The 19,075-nt window shown below is 67.8% G+C and carries 19 protein-coding genes; 11 read left to right on the top strand and 8 right to left on the bottom strand.

Going from position 1 to position 19,075, the window contains the following annotated elements; all coding sequences use genetic code 11:
* Positions 1 to 4: 4 nt before the first annotated feature.
* Entirely contained in the window at positions 5 to 1,273 is a 1,269-nt protein-coding gene (gene tyrS, locus ABNQ40_RS19340) for a tyrosine--tRNA ligase (RefSeq protein ID WP_109047943.1), read from the bottom strand.
* 388 nt (positions 1,274 to 1,661) lie between these two features.
* Here tyrS and bfr (ABNQ40_RS19335) point away from each other — a divergent pair, with 388 nt between their 5' ends.
* Positions 1,662 to 2,144 carry a bacterioferritin gene (bfr, locus tag ABNQ40_RS19335; RefSeq protein WP_109047944.1) on the top strand — a complete coding sequence of 161 codons (483 nt, stop codon included), beginning with the start codon at positions 1,662 to 1,664 and terminating at the stop codon, positions 2,142 to 2,144.
* A 14-nt stretch (positions 2,145 to 2,158) separates the two neighbouring features.
* A complete protein-coding gene (gene bfr, locus ABNQ40_RS19330) occupies positions 2,159 to 2,638 on the top strand; it encodes a bacterioferritin (protein WP_109047945.1) in 480 nt (159 codons plus the stop codon).
* 50 nt (positions 2,639 to 2,688) lie between these two features.
* On the opposite strand, the gene parA is transcribed toward bfr (ABNQ40_RS19330), so the two are convergent.
* A complete protein-coding gene (gene parA / locus ABNQ40_RS19325) occupies positions 2,689 to 3,333 on the bottom strand; it encodes a ParA family partition ATPase (protein WP_109445569.1) in 645 nt (214 codons plus the stop codon).
* A 114-nt stretch (positions 3,334 to 3,447) separates the two neighbouring features.
* Between parA and ABNQ40_RS19320 the strand changes: the two genes are divergently transcribed.
* From ABNQ40_RS19320 to leuC, 3 genes are all read left to right on the top strand, one after another.
* Complete coding sequence (locus ABNQ40_RS19320) at positions 3,448 to 4,443, top strand: L-threonylcarbamoyladenylate synthase (RefSeq protein ID WP_109047946.1); 996 nt, start codon at positions 3,448 to 3,450, stop codon at positions 4,441 to 4,443.
* A 111-nt stretch (positions 4,444 to 4,554) separates the two neighbouring features.
* Positions 4,555 to 5,973 (top strand): FAD-binding oxidoreductase, encoded by a 1,419-nt coding sequence (locus ABNQ40_RS19315; RefSeq protein ID WP_109047947.1) that lies wholly within the window; start codon positions 4,555 to 4,557, stop codon positions 5,971 to 5,973.
* A gap of 167 nt (positions 5,974 to 6,140) precedes the next feature.
* Positions 6,141 to 7,544 carry a 3-isopropylmalate dehydratase large subunit gene (leuC, locus tag ABNQ40_RS19310; protein WP_098739155.1) on the top strand — a complete coding sequence of 468 codons (1,404 nt, stop codon included), beginning with the start codon at positions 6,141 to 6,143 and terminating at the stop codon, positions 7,542 to 7,544.
* Positions 7,545 to 7,619: 75 nt separating this feature from the next.
* On the opposite strand, the gene ABNQ40_RS19305 is transcribed toward leuC, so the two are convergent.
* Positions 7,620 to 8,930 carry a branched-chain amino acid ABC transporter permease gene (locus ABNQ40_RS19305; protein WP_109047948.1) on the bottom strand — a complete coding sequence of 437 codons (1,311 nt, stop codon included), beginning with the start codon at positions 8,928 to 8,930 and terminating at the stop codon, positions 7,620 to 7,622.
* 86 nt (positions 8,931 to 9,016) lie between these two features.
* Complete coding sequence (locus ABNQ40_RS19300; RefSeq protein WP_109047949.1) at positions 9,017 to 10,036, bottom strand: aspartate-semialdehyde dehydrogenase; 1,020 nt, start codon at positions 10,034 to 10,036, stop codon at positions 9,017 to 9,019.
* Positions 10,037 to 10,235: 199 nt separating this feature from the next.
* Here ABNQ40_RS19300 and ABNQ40_RS19295 point away from each other — a divergent pair, with 199 nt between their 5' ends.
* Positions 10,236 to 11,846, top strand: a complete 1,611-nt coding sequence (locus ABNQ40_RS19295; protein WP_109047950.1) for an ABC transporter substrate-binding protein — start codon at positions 10,236 to 10,238, stop codon at positions 11,844 to 11,846.
* Between the two features lie 93 nt (positions 11,847 to 11,939).
* On the opposite strand, the gene ABNQ40_RS19290 is transcribed toward ABNQ40_RS19295, so the two are convergent.
* A complete protein-coding gene (locus ABNQ40_RS19290; protein WP_109047951.1) occupies positions 11,940 to 12,575 on the bottom strand; it encodes a cysteine hydrolase family protein in 636 nt (211 codons plus the stop codon).
* 85 nt (positions 12,576 to 12,660) lie between these two features.
* On the opposite strand from ABNQ40_RS19290, the gene ABNQ40_RS19285 reads away from it, so the two are divergent.
* Both ABNQ40_RS19285 and ABNQ40_RS19280 read left to right on the top strand, forming a co-directional pair.
* Positions 12,661 to 13,545, top strand: coding sequence for a LysR family transcriptional regulator (locus tag ABNQ40_RS19285; protein ID WP_109047952.1), 885 nt, complete (start codon positions 12,661 to 12,663; stop codon positions 13,543 to 13,545).
* 59 nt (positions 13,546 to 13,604) lie between these two features.
* Complete coding sequence (locus ABNQ40_RS19280; protein ID WP_109047953.1) at positions 13,605 to 14,570, top strand: S9 family peptidase; 966 nt, start codon at positions 13,605 to 13,607, stop codon at positions 14,568 to 14,570.
* Positions 14,571 to 14,576: 6 nt separating this feature from the next.
* Here the strand turns inward: ABNQ40_RS19280 and truA are convergent, their stop codons facing one another.
* Genes truA through def form a run of 3 tightly spaced genes read right to left on the bottom strand, consistent with a single transcriptional unit; the run spans position 14,577 to position 16,836 of the window.
* Positions 14,577 to 15,314, bottom strand: coding sequence for a tRNA pseudouridine(38-40) synthase TruA (gene truA, locus ABNQ40_RS19275; RefSeq protein ID WP_109490715.1), 738 nt, complete (start codon positions 15,312 to 15,314; stop codon positions 14,577 to 14,579).
* A gap of 5 nt (positions 15,315 to 15,319) precedes the next feature.
* The gene (gene fmt / locus ABNQ40_RS19270) at positions 15,320 to 16,276 is read right to left on the bottom strand and encodes a methionyl-tRNA formyltransferase (protein WP_109047954.1); all 957 of its coding nucleotides are present in this window, start codon (positions 16,274 to 16,276) and stop codon (positions 15,320 to 15,322) included.
* A gap of 47 nt (positions 16,277 to 16,323) precedes the next feature.
* A complete protein-coding gene (def, locus tag ABNQ40_RS19265; RefSeq protein WP_109047955.1) occupies positions 16,324 to 16,836 on the bottom strand; it encodes a peptide deformylase in 513 nt (170 codons plus the stop codon).
* Positions 16,837 to 16,977: 141 nt separating this feature from the next.
* Between def and cobS the strand changes: the two genes are divergently transcribed.
* Genes cobS through ABNQ40_RS19250 form a run of 3 tightly spaced genes read left to right on the top strand, consistent with a single transcriptional unit; the run spans position 16,978 to position 19,053 of the window.
* Positions 16,978 to 17,829: an adenosylcobinamide-GDP ribazoletransferase gene (cobS, locus tag ABNQ40_RS19260; protein WP_109047956.1), complete on the top strand. Its 852-nt coding sequence runs from the start codon at positions 16,978 to 16,980 to the stop codon at positions 17,827 to 17,829.
* Positions 17,826 to 18,470 carry a histidine phosphatase family protein gene (locus tag ABNQ40_RS19255; RefSeq protein WP_109047957.1) on the top strand — a complete coding sequence of 215 codons (645 nt, stop codon included), beginning with the start codon at positions 17,826 to 17,828 and terminating at the stop codon, positions 18,468 to 18,470. Before cobS ends, ABNQ40_RS19255 begins: the two co-directional genes overlap by 4 nt.
* Positions 18,471 to 18,522: 52 nt before the next feature.
* Positions 18,523 to 19,053: a pyridoxamine 5'-phosphate oxidase family protein gene (locus tag ABNQ40_RS19250; RefSeq protein ID WP_109047958.1), complete on the top strand. Its 531-nt coding sequence runs from the start codon at positions 18,523 to 18,525 to the stop codon at positions 19,051 to 19,053.
* Positions 19,054 to 19,075: the final 22 nt, after the last annotated feature.

Raw genomic sequence — 19,075 nt, 5'->3', positions numbered from 1 at the left:
GCCGTCAGCCCACCTTCACCAGCGCGTGGCGCTTCTTGCCGGCGCTGAGCTTCACAACGCCGTCGGCGTTCAGGTCCGCCGCGGTCGCCTTCACCGTCTCGTCGGCAATCGGCCCGTCGTTCAACTTGGCCCCGCCGCCCTTGATCAGGCGGCGCGCCTCGCCTTTCGACGCGGCCAGCCCGGCCGCCACCAGCAGGTCGACCACCGGCAGGCCGGCTTCCAGATCGGCACGGGCGACCTCGATGCTGGGCAGCCCCTCGGCCGCGGCACCTTCCTCGAAGGCGCGGCGCGCGGTCTCGGCGGCCTCAAGCGCGGCCTCCTCGCCATGGGCGAGCTTGGTCACCTCGTTGGCGAGGATCTTCTTGGCCTCGTTGATCTCGGCGCCCTGCAGGCTCTCCAGCCGAGCCACCTCGTCCAGCGGCAGTTCGGTGTAGAGGCGCAGGAAACGGCCGACGTCGGCATCCTCGGTGTTGCGCCAATACTGCCAGAAATCGTAGCTGCTGAGCTTGTCGGCGGTCAGCCACACCGCGCCGGCCGCCGTCTTGCCCATCTTGGCGCCCGACGAGGTGGTCAGCAGCGGCGTGGTCAGGCCGAACAGGTCGGCGCCGTCGGTGCGGCGGCCGAGTTCGACGCCGTTGACGATGTTGCCCCACTGGTCCGACCCACCCATCTGCAAGGTGCAGCCATGGCGGCGCTTCAGCTCCACGAAATCGTAGGCCTGGAGAATCATGTAGTTGAATTCCAGGAAGGTCAGCGGCTGCTCGCGGTCCAGCCGCAGCTTGACCGACTCGAAGCTCATCATCCGGTTGATGGTGAAATGCCGGCCGATGTCGCGCAGCAGCGGGATGTATTTCAGCTCGTCCAGCCAGTCGGCGTTGTTCGCCATCACCGCGTCGGTCGGACCGTCCCCGAAGGTCAGGTAGCGTCCGAAGATGCGCTTGATGCCCGCCATGTTGTTGGCGATGACCTCGTCGGTCAGCAGTTGGCGCGCTTCGTCCTTGCCGGACGGGTCGCCGATCTTGGTGGTGCCGCCGCCCATCAGGACGATCGGCTTGTGACCGGTCTTCTGCAGCCAGCGCAGCATCATGATCGGCAGCAGGCTGCCGACATGCAGGCTGTCGGCGGTGCAGTCGAAGCCGATATAGGCGACGATCGGCCCCTTCGTCGCACGCTCGTCCAGCGTGGCGAAGTCGGTGCACTGGTGGATGAACCCGCGATCCTGAAGGGTGCGCAGGAACTCCGAGACGGGAGCCGAGGGGGTGGTCGTCGTCATGGCCGCAATCCGGCTGTCGTTGGAATGAAGGGCGGAGAAATCCCGCGGTCTGTTAGCACGGAACGGCCCCTGCCTCAATGCGGCGGCCCCGATTGCCGCGGCTGGAACCGGCATGCGGGCCGGCCCGTTCTCCCGCCCAAGCATCGCTGCACCGCCGCAAGTCAAAGCCGGCAGCGCGGGCCGGGAATTCCGCGGAAATCCTCCCTTATCGCAATTGACATTGATTCGCAAAACAGGAGTCCGGCCCTGACTGTATTTTGGGCAGGCTGCATCGCCCCAATTGATAGTGACTATCAACTACATCATTGTTTCAAATTGAGATTTTTATTGTGCGAGTCCTTCGGCTGTGCCAAGGTGCGACAAATCGTCTATTTTGGAGTATCGCATCATGCAAGGCGATCAAGGGGTCCTGGACCGTTTGAACAAGCTGCTTACCGGTGAGCTGAGCGCGGCCGACCAGTATCTGTCCCATGCCCGCACCATGGAGGACATGGGCCTCAAGGCGCTGAGCGAGCGCATCTCGCACGAGCGGGTCGAAGAGCTGGAGCACGCCGACAAGCTGATCCGCCGCATCCTGTTCCTGGAAGGCACGCCCGATGTAGCCAGCCGCGACCAGATTCACATCGGCAAGACCGTGCCGGAGATGATGCGCAACGACCTGACCCTCGAATATGAGGTGGTGGCCGCGCTCAAGGAAGCAATCGCCTATTGCGAGCAGGTAAAGGACTACGACACCCGCCGCATCCTGCTGGAACTGCTGGTCGACACCGAAGAAGACCATGCCCACTGGCTGGAACAGCAGCTTGGCCTGATCGACATGCTCGGCCTGCAGAATTACCTGCAGTCGGCCATGGGCGGCTTCCCCACCTGAGCGGAGGACGGATCATGAAGGGCAACAGCGACGTCATCGTCCAGCTTCAGATCGTCCTGAAGGACCAGCTGACGCAGATCAACCAGTATTTCCTGCACGCCCGCATGTTGAAGAACTGGGGCGTCAAGGCACTGGGCAAGTGGGAGTATCACGCCTCCATCGAAGTGATGAAGAGCGCGGACGAGATCATCGAACGCATCCTGTTCATCGAGGCGATCCCCAACCTTCAGGACCTCGGCAAGCTGCACATCGGCGAGGATGTGCCGGAGATCCTGTCCAGCGACCTCGCCGCCGAGCGCGAGGCCCGCGACCGCATCGCCCACGCCATCTCCGTGTGCGAGGAGAAGGCCGATTACGTGTCGCGCGACGAGCTGTCCGAACTGCTGGAAGAGTCGGAAGAGCGCATCGACTATCTGGAAACCCAGCTGAGCCTGATCGACGACATCGGTCTGCCCAACTACATCCAGTCGGCGATGGGCGAGTTCAAGGACTGAGGTTGAGCGGGGGCTGACTCTGCGAGGAGCGCCCCCTCAAACCCGCCCACTCAAGCCCGCTGCAAAATCTCTTCCGCCAGCGCCTGCATTTCGGCTGCCGCCTGGGTCTTGCGTGCGGCCTCCGTCACCGAAAGCCCGGTCATCAGCGTGCCGGCATAGGCGGTGCGGTTACCAACCTGCGCCGTCGCCAGTTCCACCGCCGGCGGCGCGACCAGCTCATGCACCTTGCCGACCAGTTCGTCGGCGATGCGGGCGCGCGGCGGCACCCGGTTCAGAACCAGCAGCAGCCGGCGCCTCTCCTGCGCCGCCAGATCGATGGTCGGATGCACCGCCCACAAATCCATCGGGCTCGGCTGCACCGGCGCCACCACCAGCGTGGCGGCGCGGACGGCGATGCGCGCTTCGGTCTGGGCATGGGGCGGGCTGTCGATCACCACGATGTCGTGGGAGCGGGCCAGCTTCTCCACCTCCGCCTGGGTGCGCCAGCCGGTGATCTGCACATGGGTGAAGCCGGGCTGGCCGCCGGTGGCCTCCGACCGCACGGCATGCCAGCGGGTCAGGCTGCCCTGCGGGTCGATGTCGACGGTGGCGACCTTGTAGCCGAGCTGCGCCCAGGCGATGGCGAGGTGGGCCGCCAGCGTGGTCTTGCCGGCGCCGCCTTTCTGCTGCGCCACGGTGAAGACCTTGCCCGTCATGCCCGCACCCATCATGTTGTGTTGGTTGATTGCGCACTCCCCTCATAACCTTGGGCATGGCACCGGTGCAACCGCGCGAATTGACACCGGTGCTGCACGGGCTAGAAAGACGCCGTGACCGACCATTCCGCACCCGATACCGGTGAGAAGCGCCCGGCGCTGATCCCGGCCACCCCCACCGGCATTGCCCGCGCGGCCGACCTGCTGCGCGCCGGCCGTCTGGTCGCCTTCCCGACCGAGACGGTCTATGGGTTGGGGGCCGACGCCACCGACGACCGCGCCGTGGCCGCAATCTTCGCCGCCAAGGGCAGGCCGCAGTTCAATCCGCTGATCGTCCATGTCCCCGATCTGGTCGCCGCCCACTCCTGGGGCCTGTTCGACGACCGCGCCCACGATCTGGCGACGCAGTTCTGGCCCGGCCCGCTGACCATGGTCGTACCGCGCCCGGCCAACTCCGCCCTGTCGCTGCTGGTCAGCGCCGGGCTGGACAGCATCGCCATCCGCGTGCCCAACCACCCGGTGGCGCAGGCGATTCTGCGCGCCGCCGGCAAGCCGATTGCCGCCCCCAGCGCCAACCGCTCCGGCGCCGTCAGCCCGACCACCCCGCATCATGTGCTTGAAAGCCTGGGCGACCGGGTCGATGCCATCGTCACCGGCGGCAAATGCATGGTCGGCCTTGAGTCCACTGTCATCGACCTGACCGGTCCGGAAGCGGTGCTGCTGCGCCCCGGCGCCGTGCTGCCCGACGAGATGGAGCGGCTGATCGGCCCGGTCCGCCTGTCGGCCGGCGATCCAACCGCGCCGAAATCGCCCGGCCAGCTGGAAAGCCACTACGCCCCCAACGCCGCGGTGCGCCTGAACGCGTCGGCGGCGGAGGAGGATGAGGCCTTCCTGACCTTCGGCCCCGACCGCTTCGTCTTCGGCGGCACCACGCGGCTGAACCTGAGCCTGGAGGGCGACCTCAACGAGGCCGCCGCCAACCTGTTCTCCCACCTGCGCAGCCTGGACCAGAGCGGCGCCCGCCGCATCGCGGTGATGCCGATCCCCGATGTCGGTTTGGGTCTGGCGATCAACGACCGCCTGCGCCGGGCGGCGGCACCGCGGAGCTAACGAACCGCGTGTCGGCTGGTCTGCGCAACAGTTGCATGGAAATGGGGGCGGCTAGATTGTAGAAGTGTCGCGTTTCACCGCGACACTTCCAGCTGCCGGACCTCAAGCGCCATGACCAACATCGCCGCCGCTCTCGACCAGATCCGCGCCATCGTCGGCCCGTCCGGCATCCTCACCGACGCCGCCGACATGGCTCCCTACCTTGCGGAGTGGCGCGGGCGCTTCAAGGGCAACAGCCCGGCGGTGGTCCGCCCGGCCAACACCGCCGAGGTGGCGGCGGTCGTGAAGATCTGCGCCGAGGCCGGCATCCCCATCGTGCCCCAGGGCGGCAATACCAGCCTCGTCGGCGGCTCGATCCCTTATGAGGAAGGGCGCGAGATCGTTCTCAGCCTGTCGCGCCTGAACCGCATCCGCGACATCGACACGCTGAACTACACCATGACGGTCGAGGCTGGCGTGGTGCTGACCAGCATCCAGGAGGCGGCCGCCGACGCCGACCGCCTGTTCCCGCTGAGCCTGGGGGCGGAGGGTACCGCGCAGATCGGCGGCCTGATCTCCACCAATGCCGGCGGCATCAACGTCCTGCGCTACGGCAACACCCGCGACCTGGTGCTGGGACTTGAGGTGGTGCTGGCCGACGGCCGCGTCTGGGACGGCATGCGCCGCCTGCGCAAGAACAACACCGGCTACGACCTGAAAAACCTGTTCATCGGCGCCGAAGGCACGCTGGGCATCGTCACCGCCGCAGTGCTGAAGCTGTTCCCGCGCCCGCGCCAGTCGATCACCGCCTTCGTCGCCGTGCCCAGCCCGGCCGCCGCCATCGAGCTGCTGGCCCGCCTGCGCGCCGCCTCCGGCGACGCCGTGTCGGCCTTCGAGCTGATGTCGCGCCGCTGCCTGGACTTCGCCCTCCGCCATGTCACCGGCACCATCGACCCGCTGTCGGAGCCGTCGCCCTGGTATGTCCTGACGGAGCTGACCGCCGGCACCAAGTCCGACGCCTTCCAGGAGACGGTGGAGACCGCGCTGGGTGAGGCGTTCGAGGCAGAGCTGGCGACCGACGCCACGCTGGCCCAGTCGGACGCCCAGGCCAAGCAGCTGTGGTTCATCCGCGAGGCCATCGTCGAGGCGCAGAAGTTCGAGGGCGGCTCGATCAAGAACGACGTGTCGATCCCGGTCTCCCGCGTCGCCGAGTTCATTGAACTGGCGGAAGCGGCGGTGGCGGTGGCCTGCCCCGGCATCCGTCCGACCCCCTTCGGCCATGTCGGCGACGGCAACATCCACTTCAACCTCAGCCAGCCCGAGGGGGCCGACACCAAGGCCTATCTCGACCGCTGGGACGAGATCTGCCACGTCGTCAACGAGGTGATCTTCAAGCTCGACGGTTCGATCTCCGCCGAGCATGGCGTCGGCCGCTTCAAGAAGGACGAGATGCCGGCGATCAAGGGCCCGGTGGAGTTCGACATGCTGCGCGCCATCAAGGCGACGCTCGACCCCAACGGTCTGCTGAACCCCGGCAAGATGCTGCCCTGAGCACCCCCTCACCGGTCGCCCCTCATCGGCCTCCAGTGTCATAATATTGCGGGGGACAGGCTTGCGACGACAGACGTAGCGCAATGCTTGTCCCCGGCACGACACAAGGCTATGGTGCGGCCTCCATTTCTTCTGCGCCTGTCGTACCGCGAGAGAGAGTTTTTCCGATGTCCAAGCCGCGCACTCTGTTCGACAAGATCTGGGACAGCCACGTCGTGCATCGCCAGGACGACGGCACCTGCATCCTCTATATCGACCGCCATCTGGTCCATGAAGTGACCAGCCCGCAGGCGTTCGAAGGACTGCGCGTCGCCGGCCGCAAGGTGCGGCGTCCGGAAGCCACTCTCGCCGTGCCCGACCACAACGTCCCGACCACCGACCGCTCCAAGGGCATCGTCGAGGAGGAAAGCCGGATCCAGGTCGAGACGCTGGACAAGAACGCCCGCGACTTCGGCGTCCGCTATTTCCCGATGGACGACGTCCGCCAGGGCATCGTGCACATCGTCGGCCCGGAACAGGGCTTCACCCTGCCCGGCGCCACCATCGTCTGCGGCGACAGCCACACCGCCACCCACGGTGCCTTCGGCGCCCTGGCCTTCGGCATCGGCACGTCGGAGGTGGAGCATGTGCTGGCCACCCAGACCCTGCTGCAAAAGCCGGCCAAGAATATGCTGATCCGCGTGGACGGCACGCTGAACCCGGGCGTCACCGCCAAGGACATCGTGCTGGCCATCATCGGCAGGATCGGCACCGCCGGCGGCACCGGCTACGTCATCGAGTTCGCGGGCGAAGCCATCCGCGAGCTGTCGATGGAAGGCCGCATGACCGTCTGCAACATGGCGATCGAAGGCGGCGCCCGCGCCGGCCTGATCGCCCCGGACGAGAAGACCTTCGCCTACGTCCAGGGCCGCGCCCTGGCGCCGAAGGCCGGCGCCTTCGAGCAGGCCGTCCAGTACTGGAAGACGCTGCCGTCGGACGAAGGTGCGGTCTATGACGCCACCGTCGTGCTGAACGCCGCCGACATCGCGCCGCAGGTCACCTGGGGCACCAGCCCGGAAGACGTGCTGCCGATCACCGCGACCGTGCCGAACCCGGCCGACATCGCCGACGAGGGCAAGCGCGCCGCCGTCGAGCGCTCGCTCGCCTACATGGGCCTGACGCCCGGCCAGCCGCTGTCGAGCGTCAAGGTCGACACCGTGTTCATCGGTTCCTGCACCAACGGCCGCATCGAAGACCTGCGCGCCGCCGCCGACCTCGCCAAGGGCCGCAAGGTCGCCGAGGGCGTCCGCGCCCTGGTGGTTCCCGGTTCGGGTCTGGTCAAGGAGCAGGCCGAGGAAGAGGGTCTGGACAAGATCTTCACCGAGGCCGGCTTCGAGTGGCGCGAGCCGGGCTGCTCCATGTGCCTGGCGATGAACGCCGACCGTCTGGCGCCGGGCGAGCGCAGCGCCTCGACCTCGAACCGCAACTTCGAAGGCCGTCAGGGCCGCGGCGGCCGCACCCACCTCGTCAGCCCGGCGATGGCCGTGGCGGCGGCGGTGACCGGCCACCTGACGGACGTCCGCACGCTGTAAGGGCTGTTCGCCCCCTCTCTTCGACCCCCTCTCTCCGATTGCGGAGGGAGGGGGCACCCACAGCAAAGCTTCTTGCTAGTCCCCCCTGCCTCTCGCCTGCCCCAGCAGCCCTTGCGGCCGATAGATCAGGAACAGCGTCAGCAGCCCGAACGCCACGATGTCCTTGTAGGCGAGCGCGAAATAGGCTGACCAGAAGGTCTCGACCAGCCCCAGCAGGGCACCGCCGAGCATCGCCCCCGGTACCGAGCCGATGCCGCCGACCACCGCCGCGGCCAGCGCCTTGAAGCCGATCAGGTAGCCGGTGAAGAAGTTCACCCCGCCGTAATAGAGCGCGATCACCGCCCCCGCCGCCGCGGCCAGCCCGCCGCCGATGGCGAAGGTCGCCGCCACCGTGCGGTTGACGTCCACCCCGACCAGTTCCGCCGCCGCGATGTCGTCTGTGCAGGCCCGGTGCGCCCGGCCGAAGGCGGTGCGCTGCATGATCCCCCAAAGCGCCGCGTAAAGCCCGCCGGTCAGCACGAGGATCGCCAGTTGCGCGGTCAGCGCGGTGACGGTGAAGGCACCGTCGCTCAACAGGTCGTAGCGGCCGGTCAGCACCGGTGCCGGCCACCAGTCGCGCGCGCCATGCAGCAGCCGCACCCCCTCCTGATAGGCGATGGACAGTCCGACCGCGACGATCAACGGCGTGTGGCTGCGCACCCCGCGCAGACGGCGGAAGACCAGCCGGTCCATCGTCCAGCCCTGCACCGCGGTGAAGCCGATGACCAGAACCAGCACGCCGAGCAGCGCCGGCGGCCATGTCGCCCAGCCGGCCATGCCGAGCCCGGCCGCCGCCATCGCCGTCACCATGGCGCCGACCATGGTCAGTTCCCCCATCGCCAGATTGATCTGGCCGAGGATGGCGTAGACCAGCGTGTAGCCGAGCGCGAGCAGCCCATAGACGCAGGCGACGGTGGCAGCGTTGATGATTTGCTGAGCCAGGAACAGGACGGGCGTCCAGCGCGTCGGCTGCGGCCTTTCAGTCTCGACGACGCCGCCGATGGCATCGCGCGGCGGCCTGATGCGCAGCCATTGCTGAAGCATGGCGAAGCGGATGTCGGTCAGCCAGCCGCTGCGGTCGGTCGCCACCGCCACCAGGGTGCGCCGTCCCTCCTCCATCGACGTGCCGGCGAAACGGCAGGCGATCCAATGGGACTGGCTGCCGCTGTGGTAATCGACGCGCAGCACCCGCTTGTCTTCGGTATAGCTGCGGGTGGACAGGTCGGTGACGCGGCCGGGTTCGAAGGCCGGGATCAGCTTTCGGCACAGCACGTCCTGGTCGGCATCGACGCCGCACCCGGTGAGCATCAGCAGGACGAGGCACAACAGCGGCAGGATGCGGAGCACGGAACCGCCCGGTCAGGTGGGACGGTTCAGCCTACCGACAATTTGTAAGGGTGGGAAGCGCCGGCACTGTGCCCCCACCCGTCCCTTCACTCCACCATGTAATCGCGCACCAGCAGCTCGGCGATCTGCACGGCGTTCAGCGCGGCACCCTTGCGCAGATTGTCGGCGACGCACCAGAAGGACAGGCCATTCTCGACCGTGATGTCGTCACGGATGCGGCTGACGAAGACCGGGTTTTCGCCGGCGATCTCCACCGGGGTGATATAGCCGTCGCCGGTCTGCTGGTCGACCACCGAGATGCCGGGGGCAGCACGCAGGACGATGCGGGCCTCCTCTGCGCTGATCGGCTCCTCCGTCTCGATGTTGATCGAGAGGGCATGGCCGATGAAGGTCGGTACGCGGACGCAGGTGGCGGCGACCTTGATCTTGGGATCGAGGATCTTCTTGGTCTCCACTGTCATCTTCCACTCTTCCCTGGTGGAGCCATCTTCCATGAAGGCGTCGATGTGGGGGATGACGTTGAAGGCGATCTGCTTGGGGAAGACGCTCTTGGCGACGGGATCGTTGACGAAGATGGCACGGGTCTGGGTGAACAGCTCGTCCATCGCCTCCTTGCCGGCGCCCGACACCGACTGGTAGGTCGAGACCACGACGCGGCGGATCTTGAAGCGGTCGTGCAAGGGCTTCAGCGCCACCGCCATCTGGATGGTGGCACCGTTGGGATTGGCGATGATGCCGCGCTTGCGATAGCCGACCAGCGCCTCCGGGTTCACCTCCGGCACCACCAGCGGCACGTCGGGATCCATGCGGAACTGCGAGGTGTTGTCGATCACCATGGCCCCGGCGGCAGCAGCGCGCGGCACATGGATGGCCGACACCTTGGCTCCGGGCGACGACAGCACGATGTCCACGCCATGGAAGTCGAACTTGTTGAGATCCTGGACCTTGAGGATCTCGTCCTCGCCATAGGAGACCTCCTGGCCGATCGACTTCTCGGAGGCCAGAGCGATGACCTTGTCGGCCGGGAACTTCCGCTCGGCCAGCGTTTGCAGGATCTCGCGCCCGACATTGCCGGTGGCGCCGATGACCGCGACGGTATAGCCCATGACGGTGGTTTCCTTCTGCCGAATGTCCGCAAAGACAAGAATGGTGCCGGGGGGCGATAGGAGCTAGGCGCTTTCCCTGCGAATTGCAACCCGTCCCACATCAAACCTGCCTTCCAGCCGGGTTGACATGCGATGGAAGGCGGCGGGAAGATTCCGTCCCTCAACAGCGCCCGAATGGGCCTCCAGGGAGACTTCACGGATGACCAGCTTCAAGCGCGGCCTCATTGCGCAGACAGTTCTTGGTGCCGCCGCTCTCGCCCTCGCCGGTTTCGCCGCCCCCGCTTTCGCCGACACGCCGAAGGACGCGCTGGTGATGGCGTGGCAGTTCGACGACATCGTCAGCCTCGACCCCGGCGAGATCTTCGAGCTGTCGGGCGCCGAATACAGCGCCCAGGTCTATGACCGGCTGATCCATTTCGACGTCAACGACGTCAGCAAGATCGAGGGGGAGGCCGCCGAAAGCTGGACCGTGTCGCCCGACGGCAAGACCTTCACCTTCAAGATCCGCGACGGCATCGCCTTCCATTCCGGCAACCCGATGACGGCCGAGGATGTGGCGTGGTCCTTCTCCCGCGCGGTGAAGATGAACAAGGGTCCGGCCTTCATCCTGACCCAGTTCGGCCTGACGCCCGAGAATGTCGACCGGATGGTGCGCGCCACCGATCCGAAGACGCTGGTCTTCACCACCGACAAGGTCTATGCGCCGACCTTCGTGCTCTACTGCCTGACCGCCGACGTGGCCTCCATCGTCGACTCCAAGCTGGTGAAGGGCAAGGAGAAGGACGGCGATTTCGGTGCCGGCTGGCTGAAGACCAACTCCGCCGGCTCCGGCCCCTTCATTTTGAAGCAGTGGAAGGCGAGCGAGTTGCTGACCTTCGACGCCAACCCGAAATACTGGCGCGGCGCGCCGAAGCTGAAGCGCGTGCTGATCCGCCACATCCCGGAACCGGCGACCCAGCGCCTGCTGCTGGAGAAGGGCGACGTCGATGTCGCGCGCAACCTGAAGCCGGAGCAGTTCGAACCGCTGAAGTCGAGCGACGCCATCCGTCTGGTCCAGGCGCCGAAGGGCACGCTGTGGTATCTCAGCCTGAACCAGAAGAACGCCACCCTGGCCAAGCCCGAGGTGCGCGAGGCGTTCAAGTATCTGGTCGACTATGACGGCATGGCAGGATCCATCATGAACGGCATCGGCGCCGTCCATCAGGCCTTCCTGCCCAAGGGCTTCCTCGGGGCCGTCAACGACAACCCCTACAAGTACGATCCGGCCAAGGCGAAGGAGCTGCTGGCGAAGGCCGGCTATCCCGATGGCTTCACCGTCAGCATGGACGTCCGCAACACCAACCCGACCCAGGACATGGCCCAGGCGATCCAGGCCAGCGCCGCCAAGGCCGGCATCAAGATCGAGATCATCCCCGGCGACGGCAAGCAGGTGCTGACCAAGTACCGCGCCCGCAACCACGAACTCATGATCCAGCAGTGGGGCGCGGACTATCAGGACCCGAACTCCAACGCCGACACCTTCGCCTCCAACCCGGACAACAGCGATAACGCCAAGTCCAAGCCGCTGGCCTGGCGCAACGCCTGGGACATTCCGGAACTGACCAGGAAGACCGCCGCCGCCATCGAGGAGCGCGACGGCGCCAAGCGCGCCCAGATGTACGAGGAGCTGCAGCGCTCGGTCCTCGCCGACTCGCCCTTCGTCATCATGTTCCAGCAGACCGAGATGGTCGCCGAGCGCAAGAGCGTCAGCGGCCTCGTCTGGGGCCCGAGCTTCGACACCAACTACTACTGGAAGGCCGAGAAGAAGTAAGGAATCCCCCTCTCCCCCCCAGGGAGAGGGTCGGGGTGAGGGGGATGCATAGGGTGGATTCTCGGTAAGGGGCCGCCGCGCGTCCCCCTCACCCTAACCCTCTCCCCGGGGGAGAGAGGGGATTTTTTCCCAGGCGCCCGCATCCTCGACCACCACGGCGAGGCTGTCGGACAGGCCGGTCAGCACGCCGCGCTGGGTGTCGGCCGCCGGCACCACGCCGCCCCTGCCGTCCGGCAGGTCGCGGGTGGCGGTGGCCGATGCCACGACCGTCACCCGCCAGCCATGGTCCACCGCCGACCGCGCCGTGCTGCTCACGCAGTTGTGGGTCATGAAACCGGCGACGATCATCTCCGTCCGCCCGCTGTCGCGCGCAACCGTCTGCAACTCCGTTCCGGCGAAGGCGTTGGCGAGCTTCTTGACGATCACCGGTTCCCCATCGCGCGGGGCGACGGCCGGGAGGATTTCCGCCAGCGGCCCGGTGGGGTCGAACACCGGGGCGCCCGCCGCGGTGTGGTGGACGATGTGGATCACCGGCACGCCGTTGGCGCGGGCCAGCTCCAGCAGTTCCGCCGCCCGCTCCACCGCCGCATCGACTCCCGACAGCCGCAGGGCGCCGTCGGTGTATTCACGCTGAAGGTCGATCAGCACCAGCACCGCCTTGTCCAAGGGGGCGGGGGTGGACGGCGCACCGACGATCTGGCGTAGGGTCCGGGCAGGAAGAGTCGTCATCGGGAGATGCTCCGTGGTCGCTGAGAATCGATGACGGCGATGCTGCCCTGTTCACCGATGTGCGACCATTCGCTATGCTTGCACGATGGCTGTTCAGAAATTCACAGGCCCGCTCGATTGGGACGATTTGCGCGTCTTCCTGGAACTGGCACGCGCCGGCAGCCTGTCGGCGGCGGCACGCAGCCTGCGGCTGAGCCACGCCACGGTCGGACGCCGGCTGGCCGCACTGGAGACAACGCTCGGCCGCAGCCTGATGGAGCGCCGGCCCGACGGCTATGTCCTGACCGAGGACGGTGAAAGCGTCCGCGCCCTGGCCGAGGCGATGGACGAACGGGCACAGGCGATCCGCCGCCGCGAAGGCGATGCAGCGGGGCTGACCGGCACCGTGCGGCTGACCATGACCCAGGCGCTGGCCGACATCTTCCTGATCCCGCGACTGGGGCCGCTGCGGGCCGCCAACCCGGCCCTGGACCTGGAAATCATCGTCGACAACCGCACTCTCAGCCTTGCCCGGCGGGAGGCCGATCTGGCGGTCCGGCTGGCCCGGCCGCAGCGCGGCGATCTGGTCGGGCGGCGGCTGGCGACGCTGGGCTATGGGCTGTACGCGGCACCGGACGCGCCCGACACGCTGATCGCCTATGACGAGTCGATGGCGGAGTTGCCGGAGGCTTTGTGGCTGGACCGCCATGGCGGCGGCCGGCGTGTCGCCTTCCGCTCCAACAGCGTGCAGGGGCAGCTTGCGGCGGCGGTCGCCGGCTTCGGCATCGCCTTCCTGCCCTGCATGCTGGCGGACGGCGTGCCGGGACTGGTGCGGCAGCCGTTGTCCGGTCCGCCGCCCTGCTCGCCATTAACCCGCGAGGTCTGGCTGCTGGTTCACCGCGACCGCCGCGACGTGCCGCGGGTACGCACGGTGATCGAGCATCTGGTGGCCGTCTTCACGGCGGAGCGGGAACGGCTGGAAGGCGGTTGACGATGCCCCGCCACCTCCACCACCCTCCTTCAGCTGTCGCCACAAAAGGCTTGTCCGCCATGTCGTTCCGCTCCCTGTGTCTGGTGGGCCTCGCCATCGTCGCGGCAGTCCCCGCCCACGCGCAGTCCCGGCCCAATGACGAAACCTTCACCAACACGGTTGTCGCAGCCGGGAAAAGCGTCACCCGCACGCAATGCGCCGAGTTTGAGGCGCTGGAAACCGCCAGCTGGGTGGAGGTCGACGGTCGCGGCGAATGCCTGCGCTATTACGCGGCCGGCCTGAAGCCCGGCTCAAATCCGATCGTCGCGGCCTGGATGCATGGCGACGTGATGGGTTCCAGGCCGCAGCAGATCGGGCATCAGGAGGGGTTGAGCGTCGCCGGCATGATCGAACAGGAACGGGTCTTGTCGGCACGCTTCGGCGTGCCCTTCATTTTCCTGGCCCGTCCGGGAGCTTATGGCAGTTCCGGCAAATTCTGGACCATGCGCCATACCCCGCGCGAGGCGGCGCTGATGAACGCCCATCTCGATCTGCTCAAGAAGCGCTATGGCATCGGGCAATGGTCGCTCGGTGGAAGCAGTGCCGGAGGCACGCTGACGGCCGAATTCCTGGCCCGCCGCACCGACCTGAAATGCGCCGTCATCTCGTCCGGTGCCTCTGCTTACGAAGCCTACCTCCAGGCGCATGGCGTCAAGACCCGCTTGGCAAAGCCGGAGACTTGGTTCGATCCCTACCGCTCGCTCGACCTGATTCCCAACGATCCGGCGCGCCGGATCTTGGTCATCGGAGATCCGCGGGAAACGAATGTGCTGTTCCGTACCCAACGACTGTATTTCGACGGCTTGGCGGCACGGGGGCACAAGGCCTGGTTGGTCCCGCTCGAACGGGCCCGGCCGCCCCGCTACCACGGTCTGGTCGATTTCGGCGAAACCGCCACCGGCCTCTGCGCCCAGGGCGTCGACACGGACAGGCTGCTGAAGTCGCTCGACGCCATGCCCGAACAGCCGGAGCGCATCAGCAACTGACCCGCTTCAGTAACGCGCCGCCATGAAGTAGAGCCCGTCCGGCGGACAGGTCGGCCCCGCCTTGGCACGGTCGCGGGCGTCCAGCGCGCGGCGGACATCGTCCACCGTCCATTTGCCGGCACCGACCAGTTCCAGCGTGCCGACCATGTTGCGGACCTGATGATGCAGGAACGATCGCGCGGCGGCATGGACGCGGATCTCTTCGCCCTCACGCTCCACGGCCAACCGGTCCAGTGTCTTCACCGGCGACTTGGCCTGACACAGCGCGGCGCGGAAGCTGGAGAAGTCATGCTGACCGACCAGCACCTGCGCCGCTTCATGCATCGCCTCGGCGTTCAGCGGGCGGGTGACGTGCCAGGCCCGGCCGGCATCGAGCGCCAGCGGCGCCCGGCGGTTGACGATGCGGTAGACATAGGCGCGGCCGGTCGAGGTCAGGCGGGCGTGGAAATCCTCCGTCACCGCCTCCACCTCCAGCACCGCGACGGGCGCCGGCTTCAAGTGGAAGTTCAGGGCGTCGCGCAGCTTCAGGCCGGTGAAGGGCTTCTCCAGATCGAAATGGCAGACCTGTCCCAGCGCATGCACCCCAGCGTCGGTGCGGCCGGAGCCATGGACCCGCACCACCTCGCCCGACAGGCGTTGCACCGCCTCCTCCAGGCTCTGCTGGACCGAGGGGCCGTTGTCCTGGCGCTGCCAGCCGACGAAGGGACGGCCGTCATACTCGACGGTCAGTTTCCAGCGCTGCACGATGGTCAATCCGCCACGGGTTCGGCGGCTTCGGGAGCGGAGACCGGCTGCCCGACCGCCAGCGCGAAGCCGCGCAGGAAAGCCGCACCATCGACCGGCGCCTTGCCCGGCCGCTGCACCCTGGTCAGCCGAACGGCCCCGCCGGCGCAGGCGACCGTCAGCCGGTCGTCCAGCAGGGTGCCGGGCGTGCCGGCTCCGGAAGCGGGTTCGGCGGCCAGAACCTTGATGCGCTCACCATTGGAAGCGTCGAACCAGCAGCCGGGCCAGGGGGTCAGGGCGCGAACCTGCCGCTCGACATAGGCGGCGGGCCGGTTCCAGTCGAGACGGCCATCCTCGCGCGTCAGCTTGGCGGCGTAGGTAACGCCGTCTTCCGGCTGCGGCACGGCGGCCAGCGTGCCGGCGGCCAGCCCGTCCAGCGCCGGGGCGATCATGCGGGCGCCGAGTGCAGCCAACTCGTCATGCAGGCTGCTGGCGGTGGTGGCGGGGGTGATCGCCACCGCTTCCCGAGACAGCATGGCGCCGGTGTCGAGCCCGATGTCCATCTGCATGATGGTGATCCCGGTCTCGGCATCGCCGGCCAGGATGGAGCGCTGGATCGGCGCCGCCCCGCGCCAGCGCGGCAGCAGCGAGCCATGCACGTTGACGCAACCCAGCCGCGGCGCGTCGAGGATCGGCTGCGGCAGGATCAGGCCATAGGCGGCGACCACGGCGGCATCGGCCTTGAGATCGGCGAACTCGGCCTGGGCCTCGGCATTGCGCAGGCTCTTGGGCGTGCGCACGGGGATGCCGTGCTCCTCGGCGAAGCGGTGGACGGGCGATTTCTGCACCTGCTGGCCACGACCGGCCGGGCGCGGCGGCTGGCTGTAGGCGCAGACGACCTGATGCCCCGCCTCGATCAGCGCGGCAAGGCTGGGCACGGCAAAATCCGGCGTGCCCATGAAGACGAGACGGAGCGGGGTCATCGGATGTGTATCGCCGATCTGTGTTGCGGCCGGTCTTTTGCGACTGGTCAGGCCGTGGCCTTCTGCATCTTCTGGACCTTCTTCAGCAGGATGTTCCGCTTCAGAATCGACAGGTAGTCGACGAACAGAACGCCGTTCAGATGGTCGATCTCGTGCTGGATGCAGGTGGCGAGCATTCCGTCGGCCTCGATCTCCTGCGGCTGGTTCTTTTCATCCAGATAGCGGACGCGGATGCGCACGGGCCGGGTGACGTCGGCGTACTGTTCCGGCACCGACAGGCAGCCTTCCTCGCACACCGCCTTCTCGTCCGACGACCAGACGATTTCCGGGTTGGCGAGGCGGATCGGGTTCGGCGGCTCGCCCTTCTCATGGACGTCGACGACGATGACACGGTCGAGCACACCGACTTGCGGAGCGGCCAGACCGATGCCGGCGGCGTCGTACATGGTCTCCACCATGTCGTCCATCAGCTTGACGACGCGCGCATCCACTTCGGCGACGGGTTGCGCCTTGCGCTTCAGGATCGGATGCGGGGCGACGAGGATCGGAAGACGGGCCATGGGTGCTCGATGCTGGTAAGGGAAAGTTCAAACGGACAAAGTAGGCGGACCGAGCGTTTCGGTCAAGGAATCGGACCTATGCGAACGATGCAGAACCGCCTGCCGTGCGGGGTTGCGCCGGACGCCGGTTGGGCGTAGTCGATGCCGATCATGCCGGAAGCCACCACCGCCCCATCCCCGCCGCCGCGCTGGACACAGGACGCCGCCCTGGCGCTGGTGTTCCTGACCCGGCTCCCCCTTCCCCCCATCGGCCAGCTCAATGGCCTGCTCAGCGGCCCCTTGGCCGAGGGCGCGTCGGCGCGGGCGATGGGCTGGTTTCCGCCGGTCGGCGCGCTGATCGGGCTGGCCGGCGGGGCGGTGTATGCCGCCGCCGCCGCCCTGCACCTGCCGCCGCTGGCCGGTGCGCTGCTGGCCCTGGCGGCGACGGTCCGGCTGACCGGCGGGCTGCACGAGGATGGGGCGGCCGACGTGGCCGACGGCTTCGGCGGTGGGCGCGATCCGGCGCGCAAGCTGGAGATCATGCGCGACAGCCGCGTCGGCAGCTATGGCGTGTTGGCCCTGGTCTTCTCGGTCGGTATCCGCGCCGCGGCCCTGGCCGCCCTGCCAGTGCCGGCGGCGGTCGCGGCTCTGGCGGCGGCCGGCGCCCTGTCGCGCTGCGGGCTGGCGGCGATGGCGCGCGTTTTGCCGGCGGCGCGGCGCGACGGGCTGGCGGCGGCGCAGGGCCGGCCGGCGATGACGACGGTGCTGCTGGCCCTCCTCTTCGGCATCGCAATTGCCGCGATGGCGCTCGGCGGGCTTGCCCTTCCCGCGCTGGCCCTTCCCGCGCTGGCCGCCTCGCTCCTGGCGGTGGCCGCGGTGGCGGCGCTCGCGCGCAAGCAGATCGGCGGGCACACCGGCGACGTTTTCGGCGCGGCGCAGCAGGCGGCGGAGGCCGCGGTGCTGCTGACCCTGTCGGCCCTCATTGGAGCAGCGGCCATCGGAGCAGCGGCATGACCGCATTGAACCTCACCCCCCTGACCGTCACCCGCTGGTGGCTGATCCGCCATGCGCCGGTCCGCAACCCGGACAACGTCATCTGCGGGTCGAGCGACCGCGAGGCCGACACCGGCAACCGCGCCGCGGCAACCGCGCTCGCGGCCGGCCTCCCCGCCGACGCCCTGTGGCTGACCAGCCCGCTGCGCCGCAGCCGCCAGACCGCCCAGGCGCTGTGGAGCCGCAACCCCCGCCTTGCCGGCACCGCCGTGGTGGAGCCGGCGCTGGCCGAGCAGGATTTCGGCGATTGGGAGGGCATCAGCCACGACACCGCGGCCCGGCGCGATGCCGAGGCGGCGGCACGCTTCTGGGGCGATCCGGCCCGCCATGCCCCACCGGGCGGCGAAAGCTTCGCCACGGTGATAGACCGCACCGCGGGCGCGCTGCTGCGGCTGACCGACCTCCATGCCGGACGCGATCTGGTTGCGGTGATCCATGCCGGCACCATCCGCGGCGCGCTGGCGCTGGCGCTGGATCTGACGCCGGAGGCGGCTCTGCGGCTGCGGATCGACCCTTGGTCGCTGACCCGGATCGACCACCACCACGCCGGGACGGGATCCTGGTCTGTCGGGGGAGTGAATCAGCAGGCCGGAACTTTCTGACCGCGGCGGGCGTTCCCCAGTCTCAGTTGGGCTACCGAACGAGAGGCAGACCATGGTCCATAGCACCACCGCCGGCCACGGCCACAGCCCCGACCAGGGCGATGTCAAGAAGCTCTGGGAGATGATGAAGGGCGTCCAGGTCGCGATGATGACCACGCTGGACGACAACGGCCGGATGAACTCCCGTCCGATGGCGACGCTGTCCCATGCGGGGTTCGAAGACGGCACCCTGTGGTTCTTCACCCGCGCCCATTCCGAGAAGGTGGACGAGATCGACCGCCACTGGCGCGTCAACCTCGCCTATGCCAACCCCGACAAGCAGGATTACGTGTCCGCCTCCGGCGTTGCCGAAGTCGTGCGCGACCGCGATAAGATCCGCTTCCTGTGGCGCGACATCATGACCACCTGGTTCCCCCAGGGTCCGGACGATCCCGAGGTGGCGCTGCTGAAGGTGTCGGTCGATCAGGCCGAATATTGGGACAGCCCGTCGAGCACCATGGTCTACGCCTACGGCTATGTGAAGGCGAAGCTGACCGGCCAGTCGCCGGACCCGGGCGACCACGCCAAGATCGCGTTCCAGTAATCGCGTTTTGCTGAAAGCCGGC

It is taken from the genome of Azospirillum sp. A23, from assembly GCF_042938965.1.
GTDB classification, from domain to species: Bacteria; Pseudomonadota; Alphaproteobacteria; order Azospirillales; family Azospirillaceae; genus Azospirillum; species Azospirillum melinis.
The sequence above is the reverse complement of the archived record's forward strand: the minus strand, read 5'-3'. Positions and strand labels throughout refer to the sequence as shown.

Excerpts from the sequence above, each read along its gene's own strand:
- tyrS (WP_109047943.1), bottom strand. The coding sequence starts at position 1,273 with ATGACGACGACCACCCCCTCGGCTCCCGTCTCGGAGTTCCTGCGCACC.
- bfr (WP_109047944.1), top strand. The coding sequence starts at position 1,662 with ATGCAAGGCGATCAAGGGGTCCTGGACCGTTTGAACAAGCTGCTTACC.
- bfr (WP_109047945.1), top strand. The coding sequence starts at position 2,159 with ATGAAGGGCAACAGCGACGTCATCGTCCAGCTTCAGATCGTCCTGAAG.
- parA (WP_109445569.1), bottom strand. The coding sequence starts at position 3,333 with ATGACGGGCAAGGTCTTCACCGTGGCGCAGCAGAAAGGCGGCGCCGGC.
- ABNQ40_RS19315 (WP_109047947.1), top strand. The coding sequence starts at position 4,555 with ATGACCAACATCGCCGCCGCTCTCGACCAGATCCGCGCCATCGTCGGC.
- leuC (WP_098739155.1), top strand. The coding sequence starts at position 6,141 with ATGTCCAAGCCGCGCACTCTGTTCGACAAGATCTGGGACAGCCACGTC.
- ABNQ40_RS19300 (WP_109047949.1), bottom strand. The coding sequence starts at position 10,036 with ATGGGCTATACCGTCGCGGTCATCGGCGCCACCGGCAATGTCGGGCGC.
- ABNQ40_RS19295 (WP_109047950.1), top strand. The coding sequence starts at position 10,236 with ATGACCAGCTTCAAGCGCGGCCTCATTGCGCAGACAGTTCTTGGTGCC.
- ABNQ40_RS19290 (WP_109047951.1), bottom strand. The coding sequence starts at position 12,575 with ATGACGACTCTTCCTGCCCGGACCCTACGCCAGATCGTCGGTGCGCCG.
- ABNQ40_RS19285 (WP_109047952.1), top strand. The coding sequence starts at position 12,661 with ATGGCTGTTCAGAAATTCACAGGCCCGCTCGATTGGGACGATTTGCGC.
- ABNQ40_RS19280 (WP_109047953.1), top strand. The coding sequence starts at position 13,605 with ATGTCGTTCCGCTCCCTGTGTCTGGTGGGCCTCGCCATCGTCGCGGCA.
- fmt (WP_109047954.1), bottom strand. The coding sequence starts at position 16,276 with ATGACCCCGCTCCGTCTCGTCTTCATGGGCACGCCGGATTTTGCCGTG.
- def (WP_109047955.1), bottom strand. The coding sequence starts at position 16,836 with ATGGCCCGTCTTCCGATCCTCGTCGCCCCGCATCCGATCCTGAAGCGC.
- cobS (WP_109047956.1), top strand. The coding sequence starts at position 16,978 with ATGCCGATCATGCCGGAAGCCACCACCGCCCCATCCCCGCCGCCGCGC.
- ABNQ40_RS19255 (WP_109047957.1), top strand. The coding sequence starts at position 17,826 with ATGACCGCATTGAACCTCACCCCCCTGACCGTCACCCGCTGGTGGCTG.
- ABNQ40_RS19250 (WP_109047958.1), top strand. The coding sequence starts at position 18,523 with ATGGTCCATAGCACCACCGCCGGCCACGGCCACAGCCCCGACCAGGGC.